This window comes from Algoriphagus hitonicola, from assembly GCF_900113375.1.
Classification (GTDB): Bacteria; Bacteroidota; Bacteroidia; order Cytophagales; family Cyclobacteriaceae; genus Algoriphagus; species Algoriphagus hitonicola.
In genome coordinates this window covers 86,286-103,302 of the sequence record NZ_FOPC01000009.1, presented here as the reverse complement: position 1 = coordinate 103,302, position 17,017 = coordinate 86,286, and the positions used below count along the sequence as shown (strand labels likewise).

At 43.1% G+C, this 17,017-nt stretch carries 15 protein-coding genes; 7 read left to right on the top strand and 8 right to left on the bottom strand.

Features of this window, described 5'->3' with window-relative positions:
• Position 1: 1 nt before the first annotated feature.
• The 7 genes from rimK (at position 2) to BM043_RS13050 (ending at position 6,292) form a co-directional block, all read left to right on the top strand.
• On the top strand, positions 2-910 hold the full coding sequence (rimK, locus tag BM043_RS13080; protein WP_092792335.1) for a 30S ribosomal protein S6--L-glutamate ligase: 909 nt from the start codon (positions 2-4) through the stop codon (positions 908-910).
• Positions 907-1,842: a hydroxymethylbilane synthase gene (gene hemC, locus BM043_RS13075; protein ID WP_092792333.1), complete on the top strand. Its 936-nt coding sequence runs from the start codon at positions 907-909 to the stop codon at positions 1,840-1,842. Before rimK ends, hemC begins: the two co-directional genes overlap by 4 nt.
• Positions 1,839-2,684: a peptidylprolyl isomerase gene (locus BM043_RS13070; RefSeq protein ID WP_092792331.1), complete on the top strand. Its 846-nt coding sequence runs from the start codon at positions 1,839-1,841 to the stop codon at positions 2,682-2,684. Before hemC ends, BM043_RS13070 begins: the two co-directional genes overlap by 4 nt.
• A complete protein-coding gene (locus tag BM043_RS13065) occupies positions 2,674-3,591 on the top strand; it encodes an SDR family oxidoreductase (RefSeq protein ID WP_092792329.1) in 918 nt (305 codons plus the stop codon). Before BM043_RS13070 ends, BM043_RS13065 begins: the two co-directional genes overlap by 11 nt.
• Positions 3,592-3,630: 39 nt before the next feature.
• Positions 3,631-5,016 (top strand): sodium-dependent transporter, encoded by a 1,386-nt coding sequence (locus BM043_RS13060; RefSeq protein WP_092792327.1) that lies wholly within the window; start codon positions 3,631-3,633, stop codon positions 5,014-5,016.
• Positions 5,017-5,254: 238 nt separating this feature from the next.
• On the top strand, positions 5,255-5,626 hold the full coding sequence (locus BM043_RS13055; protein ID WP_092792325.1) for a response regulator: 372 nt from the start codon (positions 5,255-5,257) through the stop codon (positions 5,624-5,626).
• Between the two features lie 75 nt (positions 5,627-5,701).
• Entirely contained in the window at positions 5,702-6,292 is a 591-nt protein-coding gene (locus BM043_RS13050; RefSeq protein WP_092792550.1) for a porin family protein, read from the top strand.
• 72 nt (positions 6,293-6,364) lie between these two features.
• On the opposite strand, the gene BM043_RS13045 is transcribed toward BM043_RS13050, so the two are convergent.
• From BM043_RS13045 to BM043_RS13010, 8 genes are all read right to left on the bottom strand, one after another.
• Positions 6,365-8,869, bottom strand: a complete 2,505-nt coding sequence (locus BM043_RS13045) for a WD40/YVTN/BNR-like repeat-containing protein (protein ID WP_092792323.1) — start codon at positions 8,867-8,869, stop codon at positions 6,365-6,367.
• 94 nt (positions 8,870-8,963) lie between these two features.
• Entirely contained in the window at positions 8,964-10,133 is a 1,170-nt protein-coding gene (locus BM043_RS13040) for a hypothetical protein (protein WP_092792321.1), read from the bottom strand.
• The gene (locus tag BM043_RS13035) at positions 10,130-11,266 is read right to left on the bottom strand and encodes an NHL repeat-containing protein (protein ID WP_092792319.1); all 1,137 of its coding nucleotides are present in this window, start codon (positions 11,264-11,266) and stop codon (positions 10,130-10,132) included. The genes BM043_RS13040 and BM043_RS13035 overlap by 4 nt, the downstream gene beginning before the upstream one ends.
• The gene (locus tag BM043_RS13030; RefSeq protein WP_092792318.1) at positions 11,263-12,468 is read right to left on the bottom strand and encodes a hypothetical protein; all 1,206 of its coding nucleotides are present in this window, start codon (positions 12,466-12,468) and stop codon (positions 11,263-11,265) included. Before BM043_RS13030 ends, BM043_RS13035 begins: the two co-directional genes overlap by 4 nt.
• Before the next feature lie 15 nt (positions 12,469-12,483).
• A complete protein-coding gene (locus tag BM043_RS13025) occupies positions 12,484-13,548 on the bottom strand; it encodes a DUF6340 family protein (protein WP_245753034.1) in 1,065 nt (354 codons plus the stop codon).
• A gap of 73 nt (positions 13,549-13,621) precedes the next feature.
• Positions 13,622-14,326, bottom strand: coding sequence for a gluconate 2-dehydrogenase subunit 3 family protein (locus BM043_RS13020; protein WP_092792316.1), 705 nt, complete (start codon positions 14,324-14,326; stop codon positions 13,622-13,624).
• Positions 14,327-14,329: 3 nt separating this feature from the next.
• Positions 14,330-16,072 carry a GMC family oxidoreductase gene (locus BM043_RS13015; RefSeq protein ID WP_092792314.1) on the bottom strand — a complete coding sequence of 581 codons (1,743 nt, stop codon included), beginning with the start codon at positions 16,070-16,072 and terminating at the stop codon, positions 14,330-14,332.
• A 126-nt stretch (positions 16,073-16,198) separates the two neighbouring features.
• On the bottom strand, positions 16,199-16,885 hold the full coding sequence (locus BM043_RS13010) for an arylesterase (protein WP_092792546.1): 687 nt from the start codon (positions 16,883-16,885) through the stop codon (positions 16,199-16,201).
• Positions 16,886-17,017 lie beyond the last annotated feature (132 nt).

Below are 17,017 nucleotides of genomic sequence, written 5' to 3'. Positions count from 1 at the left end.
TATGAAAATAGCCATACTCTCCCGAAACCCTAATTTATATTCTACCAAGCGGCTTTATCATGCCATTCATGCCGCAGGGCATGAGGGAATAATAGTCAATCACAGTATCTGCGATCTGATTATCGAGCAGGAGGGGCCGTCGATTATTTATAAAGGAGAAAAGCTCACGGATGTAGATGCCATTATTCCGCGGGTTGGGGCTTCGGTCACATTTTACGGAACAGCGGTAGTTCGGCAGTTTGAATTAATGGGGACTTTTTCTGCGGTAAATTCCCAGGCCATCGTCAGAAGCCGAGATAAGCTGAGAAGCCTTCAGATTCTCTCCAAGGCAGGCTTGGGGATGCCAAAAACCGCTTTTACCAATTTTTCTAAAGGCGGTGAAAAACAGCTCATTGAGCATGTAGGTGGAGCTCCGTTGATTATCAAATTGCTCGAGGGCACTCAGGGACTCGGGGTCGTTTTGGCCGAAACCAAGAAAGCTGGACAATCGGTGATTGAGGCATTTCATGGATTGAAAGCGAGAATCATTGTCCAGGAATTCATCAAAGAGGCAAAAGGAGCCGATATCCGTGCTTTTGTTGTGAATGGTAAAGTAGTCGGAGCAATGAAACGACAGGGGGCCGAAGGAGAATTCCGGTCAAATCTGCACCGAGGTGGTAAAGCAACCATCATAAAATTGAGCAGAGCTGAGCGTCAGGCTGCACTAGGAGCGGCCAAAGCTTTGGGACTGGACATTGCCGGAGTCGACATGCTTCAATCGGCCAGAGGTCCGCTGATTTTGGAGGTAAATAGCTCGCCGGGTTTGGAAGGGATCGAAAAAGCCACGGGTATTGATATTGCTGCCGAAATCATCAAGTTTATTGAAGAAGGTGTCAAAAAAAGATCTCCAAAAAGAGCAGCTGAGCAATGAAAAAAATCAAAATAGGAACACGAGGCAGTAAACTCGCACTGTGGCAAGCCTATCATGTGGAGGAGTTGCTGAAAAGAGCAGGAATTGACTCTGAAATCGTGATCATTGACACCAAAGGCGATCAGATATTGGACGTTTCGATTTCTAAAATCGGCAGTAAAGGAGTTTTTACTCAGGAGCTCGAAGATCAACTTTTGGATGGGAGAATCGATATTGCGGTTCATTCTGCCAAGGATATGCAGTCCAAACTGCCTGAGGGTTTTGAAATAATCGCCTTTACCAAGCGGGAAAAAGAAAATGACGTGATCCTTTCTCATAAAAATCAAATTGATTTGGCAGATAAATCCAAACCGATCCTTTTAGGAACGTCATCTACCCGAAGAGTTGCGACTTTACAACATTTTTATCCTCATGTGAAGACGGTTGAAGTCAGAGGAAATCTTCAAACCCGAATCCTTAAAATGGAAGAGGGACTTTGTGATGGTTTGCTTTTGGCCTATGCCGGGGTACATCGGATGGGATATGATGATCAAATCGTGCAGGAGCTTTCGCTCCAAGAGTTTACTCCCGCTGTGGGCCAAGGGTCCGTGGCAATTGAAATTGCCTCGAAAATGGAGACATCTTTGAAGATTGAACTTACTGAAGCTTTGAATCATTCTGAAACCGCCTTAAAATTGCGCGCCGAGAGAGCTTATCTTCGGGTTTTGGAGGGAGGCTGTAGCATTCCTGTTTTCGCCTTGGGAAATCTCAGTGGAAACCAGCTTAGCCTGAATGGAGGAATTGTGAGTTTGGATGGAAAAGAGCGAATTTCTTTGACTGTGAATGGCTCAATCCATGATCCCGAACAGGTGGGTCAACAACTTGCCAAGGAAGTCTTTGCGGCTGGTGGAAAGAAAATTTTAGACCAAATCAAATCAACATTAACCCAATGAAATTATTCAATCAGCTAGTAGTAGGTGCTGCGGCAATGCTGTTTTTTGCCTGTGCAGGACAAAAAGACCAATTGGTCCGGATAGATACTAAGCACGGTCAGATCGTGGCGGTGCTTTTTGATGATACCCCCATTCATAAAACAAATTTTATTGATTTGGCTGAAAGTGGGCGATTTGATTCAACGGAATTTCATCGGGTAATTCCGGATTTTATGGTGCAGGGGGGAGATGTATTTGGGAAAGAAGACATGCCTTCTGAGGAATGGCCTCTTTTGGAAGCAGAGATTTTGCCTGAGCATTTTCATAAAAAAGGAATGATTGCGGCAGCAAGACAAGGAAACAATATCAACCCCGAGCGAAAATCCAGCGGTTCTCAATTTTATATTGTTTTGGGGAAAGTTTACTCCGAGCTGGAATTGACGACCGATATGCCGAGGCTACAATCGGCTTTTATGCAATATATTCAGGTGGAAAGTCAAGAGGAGCTTAGAAATACTTACACGCGTCTTTACGAATCTGAGGAGTATGATTCCTTAAATCAACTTCTGCTTTCCAAGCGGGATGAAATCGAACAATCGCTAGGCATGAATCTAACCAAGGACATTCCACAGGAAAGAATTGAAGCCTACACTTCAGTGGGTGGGACTCCCCATTTGGATGACGAATACACTGTATTTGGGGAGGTCATTCAAGGCATCGATGTGGCCGAAAAAATAGCTCAGGAGCGTCGTGGTTCGAGAGATAGACCACTCGACCCCGTGTACATGACTGTGAGTGTAGAGCGCATGTCAAAGGGAAAAATTGAAAGGGAATTTGGATATAAATATCCGGATGGCAACTAAAAAGAAAATATTGATTACCGGAGCCAATGGTCTTTTGGGACAAAAACTGGTTCAAAAGCTTGTGGAGGAAGGTGAGTTTGAAGTGTTGGCTACTGGTAGAGGTCCATGTCGATTGCCGGGAGAAGGATTTAAATATGTTTCCTTGGATATCGAAAATGAAAAATCAGTCAGGGCAGTTTTATCCAAAGAACAGCCATCGGTGATTATCCATGGAGCAGCGATGACTAATGTGGATACCTGTGAGCTTCATCAGGAGGCCTGTTACAGTGCCAATGTACTGGCCACGAAATATCTCGTGGAGGCAGCAGAAGAAATTGATGCACATTTCATTTTTGTGTCCACGGATTTTATTTTTGAAGGAGATGAGGGACCACTTGATGAAATGGCAGCGCCAAATCCGGTCAATTTTTATGGACAGACTAAGCTGGAAGGGGAAGCCATCGTAAAAGATTCTAAGCTGAAATGGGCGATAGCCAGGACGGTGCTGGTTTTCGGAATCGCCCATGACCTGAGCCGTAGCAATATTGTCCTTTGGGTTAAAGAAAGCCTGGAGGCAGGAAAAGAAATTCAGGTAGTCGATGACCAGTTTCGCAGCCCTACTTTAGCGGAAGATTTGGCAGAAGGATGCATTTTGATCGCAAAAAAAGGAGTTGAGGGGATTTATCATATTTCAGGTCCGGATTTTCTGACACCCTATCAAATGGCTCAGATTACGGCCGAATATTTTGATTTAGATGAGTCATTGATTAAGAAAACTGACTCGAATAAATTCACCCAAGCTGCACGAAGACCGCTCAAAACAGGATTTATTATAGAAAAAGCGCGAAAACAGCTCGGATACGAACCCAAAACTTTCCGAACGGCAATTGGTATTTTATCAAAACAAATTATCTTAGCCCGCTCTTAAAAAGCAGTTTATACCCTTTAATTAACTTTAGCATTATCTATGGCAGTAAACGCAAACCCCGACGATAGAGATCAATTTGGCTCGAGTCTCGGCTTTATTATGGCAGCAGCCGGTTCTGCAGTCGGTCTTGGAAATATTTGGAGATTCCCCTATCTCACTGGTGAAAACGGAGGCGGTGCCTTTGTTTTTGTCTACTTAATTTGTGTGGTTTTGATCGCACTTCCCCTATTGTTCAATGAAATTGCCCTAGGAAGAAAGTCGGGAAAAAACCCCATTGGAGCGATTCGGGATACAGGAGGGAATAAGTTTTGGCAATTAACAGGCGTCCTTTGTGTGATGGTCTGTTTTTTTGTTTTTAGCTATTACTCGGTGATTGCCGGGTGGACGGTTGGTTATATTTTTACGGAAATAATCAATATTCCCGTTGATTTTGAGGTGTTTGTAGAAACTCCAGAATATGTCATTCCCTTAACATTTGTTTTTATTTTAGTGACTATTCTTATCGTATTGGGTGGTGTATCAGGAGGAATCGAAAAGGCAGCCAAATTTATGATGCCTGTTCTCTTTATTATTATCATTTTCATTGCCGGTAGATCAGTCACCTTGGAAGGCGCTGAAGCGGGAATTCAATATTATCTCAACCCTGATTTCTCAAAAATCAATGGTACTGTAGTACTTCAGGCTTTAGGTCAAGCCTTCTTTTCCATGTCCGTAGGATGGGGATTGATGATCACCTTTGGTTCTTATCTTCCTAAAAGATCAAATATTATTCAATCTTCGGGATGGATTGCGGGGATGGATACAGCCGTAGCCTTATTGGGTGGTCTGATGGTGTTTCCTGCCTTATTTGCGTTGCTACCCGGTAAGGATCCTTCTGCGGGTCCAGCTTTGGTATTTGACGTGTTGCCTCGGGTATTTGATCAAATGCCAGGAGGAAACTTCATCGGAGCACTTTTCTTTTTGTTATTGATGGTAGCGGCTTTGACATCTACGATTTCTATGCTGGAAGTACCCGTAGCGTACCTGATCGATGACAGAAAATGGAACCGTAAAAAAGCGACCTGGATAGTCGGAATAGGAGCCATGATCATGTCTGTACCGTCTGCATTATCCAATATTGAAGGCAATTTCTTTGCTGAAATTGAATTCACATTCCTAAGCAATCCGATAAGAGGATTTTTCGGAGCGATGGATTTTATTTTCGGGACATTTGCGGTAATTGTGATTTGTTTGATGCTGGCGCTGTACACTGGCTGGGCAAGGAAGATTTCAGACTTTGCGGATGAATTGGCATTGGGAGCACCAGGATTTAAAGGACCTTTCCGTTCGGGTTGGATTTTCTTTATCCGATGGGTTTGTCCTATTGTAATTATCCTCTTGATTTTGAATATGGTTGGGATTTTTGGAGCTCCACAAGCTGCATAATCTCCTCTTTGACAAATAGAAAGGTTGACTCTGCTTAGGGTCAACCTTTTTTTTGCTCTTAAATGAATATTAGATTTGTCTGAAAGATTTATGAAAATTTCCAGTTTTCAGGATTTCTCACCTCTGATGGGTTTATAATTTCTGGAATTGTACTTTTTATGATTTAGCTAGCTATTGATCAGTACATTATGTAAATTAGAATGCTTTTCGAATTAGTTTAACTGTTTTTAATACCGCCATGAGAGTTTTAGTAGTCGACGACAATGCCCTTCATTTATTGATACTGCGAAAGATTTTTGAAAAATCTGCAGATACCGTTGTGATTGCAAATAATGGAAAAGAGGCGCTGGACGAACTTCGTAAAAATCCGGGGTTCAATGTGATCTTGACCGATATTATGATGCCAGAAATGGATGGAATTGAATTTTTGAGCGAGGTAAAAGGGAATAGTATCACGCATAGTATTCCGGTAATTGGCTTTACAGCAGGGGATGTGGATTATTACAGACAGAAGACTCCTATTCCTTTTGACACCTTAGTTCCTAAGCCCATTGATTTTTGGGAATTATACAATTTAGCCAAAGCCAAAGCTACCGCAGGATTGAATTGATTTAAAGTCTGGCAGTAGAATTGCTACTTTTTCAAGTAGTATTTCGTTATGGTTTTTCAATTAACCTTCACTGCTATGAAAAAATTACCAATTATTTTATTGTTGATCGGACTGGCCTTTCAAGGCTTCAGTCAAAATTTCGGATTCGGAATCAAAGGTGGGCTGAGTAGTACCGAGATCGATTTTGATTCTGACCGATTCGTACCGCAAGGAGCACAAACAGGATATCATCTCGGTGTTTTTGCTAGGCTCGGCGGAGCAGGGTTTTATGCTCAACCCGAATTGCTATTTACCCAAACCAGTGGTGTATTCATATTGGATCCTCAAGGCTCCGGCTCCGAGAGATATCAGGCAGACTTTAACCGGATTGATATTCCGGTGATGCTCGGTCTGAAGATGTTAAAAATACTACGCTTACAAGCGGGACCAATTGCCAGTATCAATGTGAATTCTAATTTGGAAGATGCAGGTGGTACCGTGAGTGATGTGGATTTTAAAGCAGCTACGCTAGGATATCAAGCTGGTTTGGGAGTTGATTTTGGAAATCTTTTTATCGATGCTAAGTACGAGGGAGGATTAAGTAAAGTGACTGAAAATATCGCTGGGTTTGGTACGGATAATCGATTAAATCAATGGATTTTATCGATTGGTTTTAAGCTGTTTTAAACCCCTAATTTATAATACAAAAAGCCCGAAAGAGTAATCTTTCGGGCTTTTCTTATTCAGTTTGAGGTGGACTTAATCCATTACTTTTTGATCTGGTTTTGCCAATTCATGGATTTGCTCCAATTCTATAATGTAAACACTTCGGCCATGTGTCCCGATAACAAGGTCATTTTCCCGTTCTTGGATTACCATATCGTAAATAGGGACATTTGGAATCTGTCCTTGGAAAAGATTCCAGTGGCTTCCACCATCCATTGTTACATAAAGTCCGTGGTCTGTTCCAAGATAGAGGATGGCCGGATTGAGATGATCTTCCAAAATGATGTTTGTCGATTCCTCAGGTAGATTTCCGTTGATAGGAATCCAGGTTTTGCCGTAATCCAAGCTTTTGAATATATAGGTTTTGAATTCATCATAGCGATAACCATTTAGCGTGATGTAGACTAGCCCTTCCTGATGTTTAGATGGAGCGATAGAGCTTACCCAGCGATCTTGCGGAAGGCCTTCATTAAGCGATTCCCAGTTTCCTCCATTGTTTCGGGTGATCCAGACATTTCCGTCATCAGATCCTGCATAGAGTGTCCCAAATTCAAATGGGGATTCTTCTACCACAGATAGGGTGGCAAAGGGAACATTACCACTTTTTTCGTTTTTGGTCAAGTCTGGGGAAATGGTCGTCCAGGTGCTTCCCTGATCCAAGCTTTGGTACACATACTGCGAACCCATATAAATGATGTCCTGATTGTGATGGCTCAGTCTAGCGGGTGTTCGCCAGTTCCAGCGATTGGGATCATTTCCGATATCGTGACCCGGCGTGATTCTTTTTCGATCTCCTGAAGCTTTATCGATACGGAAGTAATTGCCAAACTGAAAGCCCGTGTACACAATATCATTGTCCCGGGTATCCACTGCTACGACCATTCCGTCCCCGCCCATCAAGGATTCCCAGCGATCAGCAGGGTCATTTTTGGAGCTACCAAACCACACCCCATTGTCTTGCATACCACCATAAACATTATACGGCGTGGCATCATCGGTCATGATTGAATAGAATTGGGAAATCGGCATTTGCGTATTCAAGTGATCCCAGCGTGCACCGCCGCCATAGCTTCGATACAGGCCTCCGTCATTTCCGAGGAGTATATGCTTGCCATTTTTGGGATTGATCCACATGGCTTGATGGTCAGAGTGCGGTCTACCAATGGAGTCCGTTCTGGTGAAGTTTTTACCTCCGTCTCTTGATACCAAAAGCGGAACTCCCAAAACAAAAACCTCATCTTCGTTTTCTGTTCCGACTCGAATTTCTCCAAAATAGTAACCATAGGTATTGTATAGTCTGCTTAAGTCGGATTCGGATACTTTTTTCCAGGATTTGCCTGCATCCTCAGATCGGAACACCTCCGCTCCAATGATCGAAGCATTGGTTAGTGCGGCATTGGCATCGTTAGCCTTTTTATTGTAATCAGCGATTTGACTAGTGGTGATTTTTCCGGTACGGAGCTGACGCTTGATTTCGGCTGAAGTGTATTTGCTGGCAACTTGATTTCTGCGTAAAAATGTATTTAGCCTTTTCTCATCCAGTCCCATAGCGTCTTCTACGGACATACTCTCAAAGTCTTCAAATTTCAATGGATTTTCCTCTTCCTCTCCTCGTCTTCGGGGTTCTTGAGGTTCTTCCTCTGATGGACCTTGGTTGTCATGCAAGGCATAGACCACATCTGGATTGCTCTGCGAAAAATCAAACCCGATCCGGCCTACAAATTCATTTTGAGGAAAACCTTCGACTGCTTTTTCCCATGTTTTTCCCCCGTCTTCAGATCGCCAAATTGCGGAGCCTTCCCCATTGCCAATGAAGTCATGAGCCTGTCGAAATCGCTCCCAAGAGGCCGCCAAAAGAATATCAGGATTCTTTGGATGAACTTTGATGTCGATGATGCCTGTATTGTCATCAATGTAAAGCACTTTTTCCCAAGAAGCACCGCCATCGGTGGTCATGTATAGTCCGCGTTCTTTGTTTTGAGAATAGAGTCCGCCCATAGATCCCACCCAAACGATGTCGGGATTGGTGGGGTGAATCTGAACCGAGCCGATATGCTGCGAATGCGGCAACCCCATGAATTGCCAGGTTTTTCCAGCATCAGTGGATTTATAGACACCTGAGCCCGCGTAAGTGGATCGGCTGGAATTATCTTCGCCGGTACCCACCCACAGGATATTGTTGTCAGAGGGAGAAAGCGCAATGTCTCCTATTCCCAACGCACTTTGATGATCAAAAATCGGGGTGAACGACTGCCCGTTGTCTTCCGTCTTCCAGACACCGCCAGACGCCGCAGCGATATAAAACGTATTTGGGTTTTGCGCTACTTCGAGATCCACGATTCTGCCGGACATATTGGTTGGTCCGATATTTCTGGCTTTGAAGTCTTTGAGCGGAGTAGAGGCGTATAGTTCTCGGTGTTTTTCAATTGCTTCCACCAGTTCTTTTTCGGTGGTTGGTTTGATTTGCTGAGCCGAGGCTGTGCCCATCAAGAGCATTCCCGCAGCAGCTAAAATCAGGTAGGTAGATGATTTTTTCATACGGATTTATTAGATCAGGTTGGAATATAAGCATAAGCGGGCAAAACCGAATTGGAATTGCCCGCAAATGGATAGGGAAGGAGATAAATGGTATTTATGGATTGACTAGTCTAGTTTTGTAGATCACCGAATAATCATTTTCTGCCTCCGAAAAATTGAGGGAAAACCAGATTTCATCTTTGGAAACGAATTTATTTAAGTTGCCAAGAATCTCCGGTTTTTTGATAATGGGGCTGAGTTGGGAGCCATCGAAAAGGACAAAGCCTCCGGTGTTGTATTTTTCTGCGAATTCAAAAATTTTATTGAAGTCCCCGTCAGTTTCAGCGCTTGCTTTTTGGAATTCTTCCTCACTCAATCCAGACAAATAATTAATTAGAAATTGCTGATCTTCGGTATGGTGTATATCGTTAATCGTACCTACGAAAAAATCATTCATGTTAAATGAATCCGAAACCTTGTCGCTTTTAGGTTCATTTTCAATAAAGGTTTCAAAAGGGATAGTTTTGATAGATGGAGATTGTCCGAAGTCATTTATCGGATAGCCGTAAATTTTCGGTTCATTTCTAAAGGCCAAAAAAAGACTGTCTTTGCTCACTGCTAACTGCCGAAAATAAAGAAGATCAAAATAGGCTTGGTCCGCACTACTGAATTTTGAGGATTTAGGGAATTTGATTGCTGGCTCAAATTCACCTGTTGTCAAATCTAAAACTTCAAGATGTCGAGCATTCTGCTGATAATCAATACCTCCAGCGCCCCATTTATCAATATCTCTTCCTGAAATGTTCGCAAAAACCTGATCCCCTAGGACCTGAATATTATTGCCATTCGTGATTTGTAAAGTAGAAAAAACAGAAAAACCCATCTTATATTCCTCCTCCAAGTCTCCTGTATTCCTAAATTGATAAAATGAGGAGCCTGTAGATAAAATAAATTCTTGGTTGGAAATAAATTTAGCAAGCCCCCAACGAGAATCTTTATATAATCCAGGGCCTTCACCTTTCAGAAAAAGTTTTTCTTGGATTTCCCCCTCTGGATTGGTCACAAAAATGGTATCTGTATTTTGATCGATCATTAAATAGTTTTTCCCATCAGGACTGATGTCCATCAATAGTAAATTTCCCAAATAATCCACGACCAAAGAATCATAAATTTCAAATTTTAATACCTGCTCGCTTAAGGGAGCTGCGGTTTGTTCTCTTTCGGCTTTGCCACAGCTGCCGAGCACGGCTAAAAAGGTTGAAAAGAGGATGAATTTGGTTTTCATTTCTGGTTTAGTTGAAGTTTATAAAAGGTCAGGTAATCCTGTTCTTCGCCAATAAATTCATCGTTGCGAAGAGCGAAAAAGGGTTCATTCAAAGATTCGATATTTAGAATTTTATCAATTTTATTGGCGACAACTATTTCATTGGAAAGGGTCGAATCAGACTGGATTATTTTTAGGATTTGCCGTTGATGCTCGGAATATAGGGGGAAGTTTTTGGGAAGATTTAATTCATATTGGGCAAAAATATCCTCATCGATCCCTTCTTCATAGATGACGGGGATTCCTTCCGGCGTAGGAAAAAATTGACGGATTTTGCCATCGAGCATTTTTCTGCCGGATATATACTGATAGGCTTTTTCGTGTTCGCCATTATCTAAAAATTTGGAGGGAGATAGATGAATGGTATTCAGGTATTTTTCTTCATCAGATAAATCGTAAACGTGGACCATGGGCTCATTGTCCAATACGAGAAACAGTAAATCTTCTTCGATGCCAAACTGGATCCAAGGCCTTTCGTAGTAGGCATCGCTTGCATATCTCGAAATAGGAGGAATTTTAATAATGGGCTCAGATTGGCCATTTTCAGGATTGATTTTTTCAAGCAAAAAGTGATTCTTCACAAAATGCGGATCGTAGGGATTGGTCCCATCTCTACCCGGATAATAGAGAATTAAATAATCTCTCCAGGTGTCTATCGTTCTTAAAGTTCCTCCCCCATCTCTAGCCTCGGTGGGGAATTCGAGTTTAATTTCCCGGTTAAAAGATAAATCCGAATTAAGCTCATAAAGCCATCCCACGAAACTGGCGGCATAAATAGTGCCTTCATCCGTCATTTTTAGTTGCATGGGATAGTGAACCATCTCCGGGCCGTCCGTGGGATAAGATATTTCATTGAGAATTTTTCCAGTTTGGTCAAATTTGATCAATTTATTCTCCTTGAAATTGAAGATAATTCCCTGGTTTTTATAAAAGTTGCCACCATCTGCTGTACCCAGGTAGTCTACCTGAATCGAATCCAAAATCTCTAGCTCCCATTCATTACTTAGGTTTTCATCGCTTTCTGATTCCCCACTGTCTTCCTTGCATCCAAAAAATAAAAATGAACAAAGAAAAAGCGCAATTGTAAATCTCATATTCCTTCCAGTTTGTATTTATAAAATCGTACGAAATCTTCTTCCATTTCCTCGGAGGGGGCTTTTTGAAACCAAAGGAAGTTTCCCCCTGCAGAAAGTCCCCCTTCATTCATCCCTTTGGGAAAAGGTAAATTAGCCAGGAATTTTTTGGTTTTCGGATCAAAAATCAAGAGTCCTTTGGAAGCTTCTCGTTCCAGTTTTTCAAATAACAACTCCGCTTCTTCTTCATTTCCAGACATCCAAAGCTGCTCGGCTTCTTCCGTGGCGGCAGGATCCAACCCGCCAAAATAATGAATGACCAATAGATCATTGACTCGATGGATATTTCGGATGGCGGGCGTGCTTCCATTTAGTGAAACTGTCCCTTCTTGGAATTCGCTCCGCTCTGTGAGGACTAATTCCTGAAATCCCGCGATATCCATCAAGATGGTGGTATCTCTTACAAACTCATTATCAGAAAACTGATAAATATGCAATTTTGGGTCTGCCCCCAAGCTTAGATAAAGTTTTTCGTTCACCCACTCAAAAGCCGGAGTGTAGTCACTCACAATGTAACCGTAGCCGTTTTTGAACAAACTTCCTTCTTCGAAAGGGATGATTTCTTGGGATTCTCCGGATGCTACATCTACCCATTCCAATGCTCTGAATCGATCGTAAAATGCCTGCTCACCCGGATAAGTACCTCTGGTTCGGACTGATTTTGGCAATAAATATTTCTTCCCGTTCCAACTCACCGTCTCAAGCGATTTCCCAGCAATAGGCATAAAACCCACTCCACCGACCGATTCTGGATGATCGATTTTTGTAATCATGTCGCCCGTCAGGTTGTAGGTAAAAATGCCTCGCATTCCACTCAGAGCCACTTGGTCATTTCCGATAAAACCGGGTAACTCCATCATAAATCCGTAAGCATCGGGTGTGTCTTCTTGTTTTGAAAATTTCCCCAACAGCTGACCATTTTGATCGATAGAGATAATCTCACTAGAAGCGTAGTCGTAAAATAGGATTTGACTCCCATCATCTGAGACATCAGAAAGTATGGGATCACCCAGCAATTTGAAGTCTACAGAATCTACTTTTTGTAGCTGAAAATCGGATTGAGAATTACCAGGGCTATCCGATGATTGGTTTGTTTCATTGGACTTTTCATTTCCGCAGGAAAATAAAATAATTGCCAAAAAGATGTAAAAAGTATATTTCATAAGTAAAAGTTGAGATTAATTAGATTGAATCTGTTGGTTTAACAAATTGGCATTTTGAATCTCCTGATCCAAGGTTCGTACGTAATTTCTTGCCTTTTTTAAACCGTATTCTGTATATGCCCGACCAGCCCATTCCTTGGCTAGGTCCAAGCTGCCCAAAACTTCATAGCCAACAGCAATGTTAAAAAGTAGCATGCCGCCGGTCTTTTCGTCAGCATTGGGTAAAGCTGACTCCCAGGTTTGGATAGCTTGCTCCCACTGATCTACCTCCGCTAAGCGGGCCCCCTCGGCTACAGCTGGATGGGTCTTGGATTTGGGATAAAATCCCCGGTTGATATCTACATACATGGGAGCAATTTTGGTGGCATAGCCTGCTCCAGCCAATTCTCCCACGATGCGGGTGGCGTCCGCTTTTGCTATCAAAAGCGCTAAGGCCTGGGTTTTGGTTTCGGCTTCGGCAGACCAGGTATTGGTTTTTTGAAATCGCTGCTGGTCAATGATACTTTTTTGGAAAGGATCATAGAGACGAAATCCTGCCGATACATCAGCCACACCTTCCAAATATATCCCCTTCACTTCAACCGTTCGCTCATTATTGCCTTCACCGACAGTTTTTTTGATGAGTTTTTCTTGATCAGTGGTAACAAAGTCCGCACTGAAATTTTCCAATACCAGCACCGCATCAGCTTGGTATTCCTCGCAAAGTCGCTCCACCGTATACCAATCCAGTGGATTGGGAAAAATCTGACCAAACATTCCCCCGGTCAATCGCTGATTGGCCCGAACGACTTCAAATCGTGGGCTGGTATTCAATGTTTGCTGAAGGGAGGAAAGGGTCGCTTCTATAGAGTTACGAACTTCAAAAGGCAACTCTCCGGTGATTAATCCTTCGATAACGCTGACTACTTCATTTTGAGGTTTGGTTCTGTCAACAATCACTATTTTTTGGATTTCGGGTGAAACACTGACCGCTGCAGGTACCAATCGGGTCATGGTCACGGTTTTGGAGCAGCTGGAAAATTGGAGCATCAATCCGGTCCCTAGGATCAGACCTAGGATTTTTTTAAAAGGTGTTTTCATCGTGTGGGTTTAGTTCGAAAAATTACTACGAAATTAAAAATCCACGGTTGCTTGCCGTGGATTTTTTGTCATTTTAACCAATAATATTTCCTTCATCATCCCATTGGACCACTTTGGCTCGGTCCTCCGGTTTGAGATAAAAGTCTGCATATTGGCTGGGATTGGCTAGGCCGTGTTTATCCAAAACTTCCTGCGGAATTCCATCCCAGACATTGGGGGTGTTTCCCTTGTAGCCCATGTATTTCCAACCTGCCTCGGTCGTAAAATACCCAGTACAAGTCAGGTTTCGCAGCAAATTAAACCACTTCACGCCTCCTTCGTATGCAGGATCGGCTTTGTCAGGCCATGCAACTAGCTCTATGATTTCGATGACTTGGCCTTTGGAAAGCTCATTGAAGGGTTTGCCAAACTTTTCGTCAGCTTCGAAATCCAGCCACATCAATCCACCCCGCATGGGAGTCTGATAACCCGGCTGGTCCAGCATCATAAAATCCATGAAATCGGTCACTTTCAGTTCGGTGGCCGCTGGGGATTCTCCATCGGCAGGCATGATGATATCCACCAAGGTGTCCAGTTTTTTTCGCTCCTCATCTGTGAAAAATGAATCAGCAAGAAGTTTTGCATCTCTTTCCTTTTCTTCAGCCGTGCGGCCTCCGGGAGTCCCGCCTTCGAAGACTTGTCCGGTAACGACCTGTTCCTCCGGTTCACATCCGGTCATCAATAAGCCAGCTCCGATTGAGCCAGTGAATAGCAATTTGAGATTTTCTCTTCTGTTCATGGCTTAGATGTTTTTTTGTTTCAATTGATCTACGATATAATCTGAGGTTCTCCAGGACAGTGCCAAAATAGTCCAGGTTGGGTTTTTGTCTGCTTGGGAAACAAAAGGCCCTGCATCCACCACGAAGAGATTTTCACAGTCATGTGCCTGACAGTTGGTATTGACCACTGATGATTTTGGGTCCTTGCCCATTCGGGTAGTTCCTACTTCGTGAATGATTCGACCAGGTGCTGCAAGGCCGTACTTACTTTCAGGACCTGGTTTGGTTCCGAGAAGTATCGCTCCAGCATTTGTCAGGATCTCTTCAAACGTATCCTGCATGTGCTTGGCCTGTTTGATTTCCTGATCAGTCCAGTTGTAGTTGAAGCGAAGGACTGGAATTCCGTATTTATCGACGACGTTGGGATCGATTTCGCAGTAATTATCATAGCGAGGAATACTTTCTCCACGACCGGACATTCCTAGCGTGGAGCCGTAGATTCGACGAATGTCTTTTTTCAGACCTTCTCCATATCCTCCGTTTGGACTTGGATTGCCAAATTCATCTTTGATATATTTTCGCATGCTGTCCATACTCATACCAGTACCGTATGCAGGTTGTCCCATACCGCCCCAATATTCGATGTGATAGCCACGGGCAAAATCCAGTTTTTTATTATCTAGCCACCAAGGAGTGTACATATGCATGCCTCCCACGCCGTCTTCATTGTACCGCTCCCGGTCGATCAGGTCAGGCATAATTCCCATTCGATCAGCACCGGTGGAGTCATGAAGATATCGACCAAGGGCATCCGAATCTCCACCGATTCCATTTGGATGTGATTTTGATTTGGAGTTCATCATTATCCTTGCTGATTCGCAGGCCGAAGCACCTAGGACAACTACTCTTGACCGGAGTTTGTACTCTTTCATGTCCACTTTGGATACAAAAGAAACTCCTGTGGCTTTCCCTTGATCATCTGTGGTTACTTTTCTCACCATAGAATGTGTAAAGAGATCAACTTTTCCTTTTTTCATCGCCGGATGCACCAGACAGGTGCCCGCAGAGAAATCGGCATAGGCTTGACAGGCTCGATTACATTGATTGCAGAAAAAACAAACTCCGCGCTCATCATTGACAGGTCGAGTAAGCATAGAAAGCCTCGAAGGAATCATCGGGATGGCACCTTTATCCGCTCCTTTTTTGATGAAAAGCTCGTGAAGGCGTGGCTTGGGAGGGGGAAGGAAAAACCCATCCGGTTCGTTGTAAATCCCTTCTTTGGTGCCAAATACTCCGATGAGTTTGTCTACCCGATCGTAGTAAGGTTTTAAATCATCATAACCTATTGGCCAGTCATCTCCAAATCCATCTATACTGGCTCTTTTGAAATCGTTGGGTCCAAATCGAAGGGAAATTCTACCCCAGTGATTGGTTCGGCCGCCGACCATTCGGGAGCGAAACCAGTCGAACTGGGTTCCGTTTTTTCGGGTGTAAGGCTCGCCTTCGATATCCCATCCTCCGATGGCTTGATCAAAATCACCGAAGGGACGGATTCTGGTACCTGCTCCTCTTCGAGGCGATTCCCATGGTGGTCTCAATTGGGTTCGATCTTCGTCTTTGGCAGGGTCGAAATCTCCACCAGCCTCAACTACAGCTACTGCAAGCCCTGCTTCGGAAAGGACTTTCGAAGCCATTCCACCCCCCGCTCCCGAACCTACGATGATCACGTCGTAGCTGTCAGGAGTTTCTTTGATTTGAAAGCTCATTTTTTAAAAATTTTAATGAAGTCCAAAATATAGGGCAAAAAAATAGATGATGAAAATACTACTTATTTAAAGTATGGATGGGCGGTTGAAAATAATTTTAATCGATTTAAAATAAGTCTGTATTTCTTAGATTTCTTTCTCAATAAAAGGCCATACCGTTTCGAAAACGATCTGGTGACCTTCTTCTGTCGGGTGAATGCCGTCTGGTAAATTTAATTCGGGATCTCCCGCTACTCCTTCAAGTAAAAAAGGGATTAGAGTTATGTTTTTTTCCTTGGCTAACTCGGGGTAAATCGTTTGGAATTCATTGGTGTATTCTGGGCCCATGTTCGGCGGGATTTGCATCCCCGCCAGAATGATTTTAGTGGAAGGGTATTTGGTTCGGACTTTATCAATGATTTTTTCAAGGTTGGATTTCGTCTCTGATAATTCAATCCCACGCAATCCGTCATTTCCTCCTAATTCCAATACAAAAATATATGGCTCATCTTCTAGAAACCAATCCAGGCGATTTAATCCGCCCGCTGTGGTTTCACCACTCAATCCTCCATTGATGACCCGATAATCCAGTCCTAAACTATCAAGGCGCTGCTGAATTAATCCAGGGAAGGCATCATCTTTTTCTATCCCATATCCTGCTGTAAGACTATTTCCAAAGAAGAGGATGGTTTTATCAGATGGGATAGTTTGAGTTTCTTCTGCGGCTTCTTCAGCTTGGTTTGTGGTCGACTTTTCATTGGAACTGGAGCAAGAAGATGCCCACAAAAGAGCAAATACGGCAAGAAATGATGCAATAGGTTTTAGTATATTCATATGGTGATTTTCAGATTTATTTCCTCCAGCCAAAGTTGGACCATTTTAGGTTGTTAATTACTTCAAAGAATTGATTTTTTTGAGCACAAGTTCAAAATTCAAACAGATTTTAGGCCGACTATTGCTTTTGAG

Excerpts from the sequence above, each read along its gene's own strand:
- BM043_RS13030 (WP_092792318.1), bottom strand. The coding sequence starts at position 12,468 with ATGAAATATACTTTTTACATCTTTTTGGCAATTATTTTATTTTCCTGC.
- BM043_RS13020 (WP_092792316.1), bottom strand. The coding sequence starts at position 14,326 with ATGAACAGAAGAGAAAATCTCAAATTGCTATTCACTGGCTCAATCGGA.
- BM043_RS13045 (WP_092792323.1), bottom strand. The coding sequence starts at position 8,869 with ATGAAAAAATCATCTACCTACCTGATTTTAGCTGCTGCGGGAATGCTC.
- BM043_RS13060 (WP_092792327.1), top strand. The coding sequence starts at position 3,631 with ATGGCAGTAAACGCAAACCCCGACGATAGAGATCAATTTGGCTCGAGT.
- BM043_RS13070 (WP_092792331.1), top strand. The coding sequence starts at position 1,839 with ATGAAATTATTCAATCAGCTAGTAGTAGGTGCTGCGGCAATGCTGTTT.
- BM043_RS13015 (WP_092792314.1), bottom strand. The coding sequence starts at position 16,072 with ATGAGCTTTCAAATCAAAGAAACTCCTGACAGCTACGACGTGATCATC.
- BM043_RS13055 (WP_092792325.1), top strand. The coding sequence starts at position 5,255 with ATGAGAGTTTTAGTAGTCGACGACAATGCCCTTCATTTATTGATACTG.
- BM043_RS13035 (WP_092792319.1), bottom strand. The coding sequence starts at position 11,266 with ATGAGATTTACAATTGCGCTTTTTCTTTGTTCATTTTTATTTTTTGGA.
- hemC (WP_092792333.1), top strand. The coding sequence starts at position 907 with ATGAAAAAAATCAAAATAGGAACACGAGGCAGTAAACTCGCACTGTGG.
- BM043_RS13025 (WP_245753034.1), bottom strand. The coding sequence starts at position 13,548 with ATGAAAACACCTTTTAAAAAAATCCTAGGTCTGATCCTAGGGACCGGA.
- BM043_RS13010 (WP_092792546.1), bottom strand. The coding sequence starts at position 16,885 with ATGAATATACTAAAACCTATTGCATCATTTCTTGCCGTATTTGCTCTT.
- rimK (WP_092792335.1), top strand. The coding sequence starts at position 2 with ATGAAAATAGCCATACTCTCCCGAAACCCTAATTTATATTCTACCAAG.
- BM043_RS13065 (WP_092792329.1), top strand. The coding sequence starts at position 2,674 with ATGGCAACTAAAAAGAAAATATTGATTACCGGAGCCAATGGTCTTTTG.
- BM043_RS13040 (WP_092792321.1), bottom strand. The coding sequence starts at position 10,133 with ATGAAAACCAAATTCATCCTCTTTTCAACCTTTTTAGCCGTGCTCGGC.
- BM043_RS13050 (WP_092792550.1), top strand. The coding sequence starts at position 5,702 with ATGAAAAAATTACCAATTATTTTATTGTTGATCGGACTGGCCTTTCAA.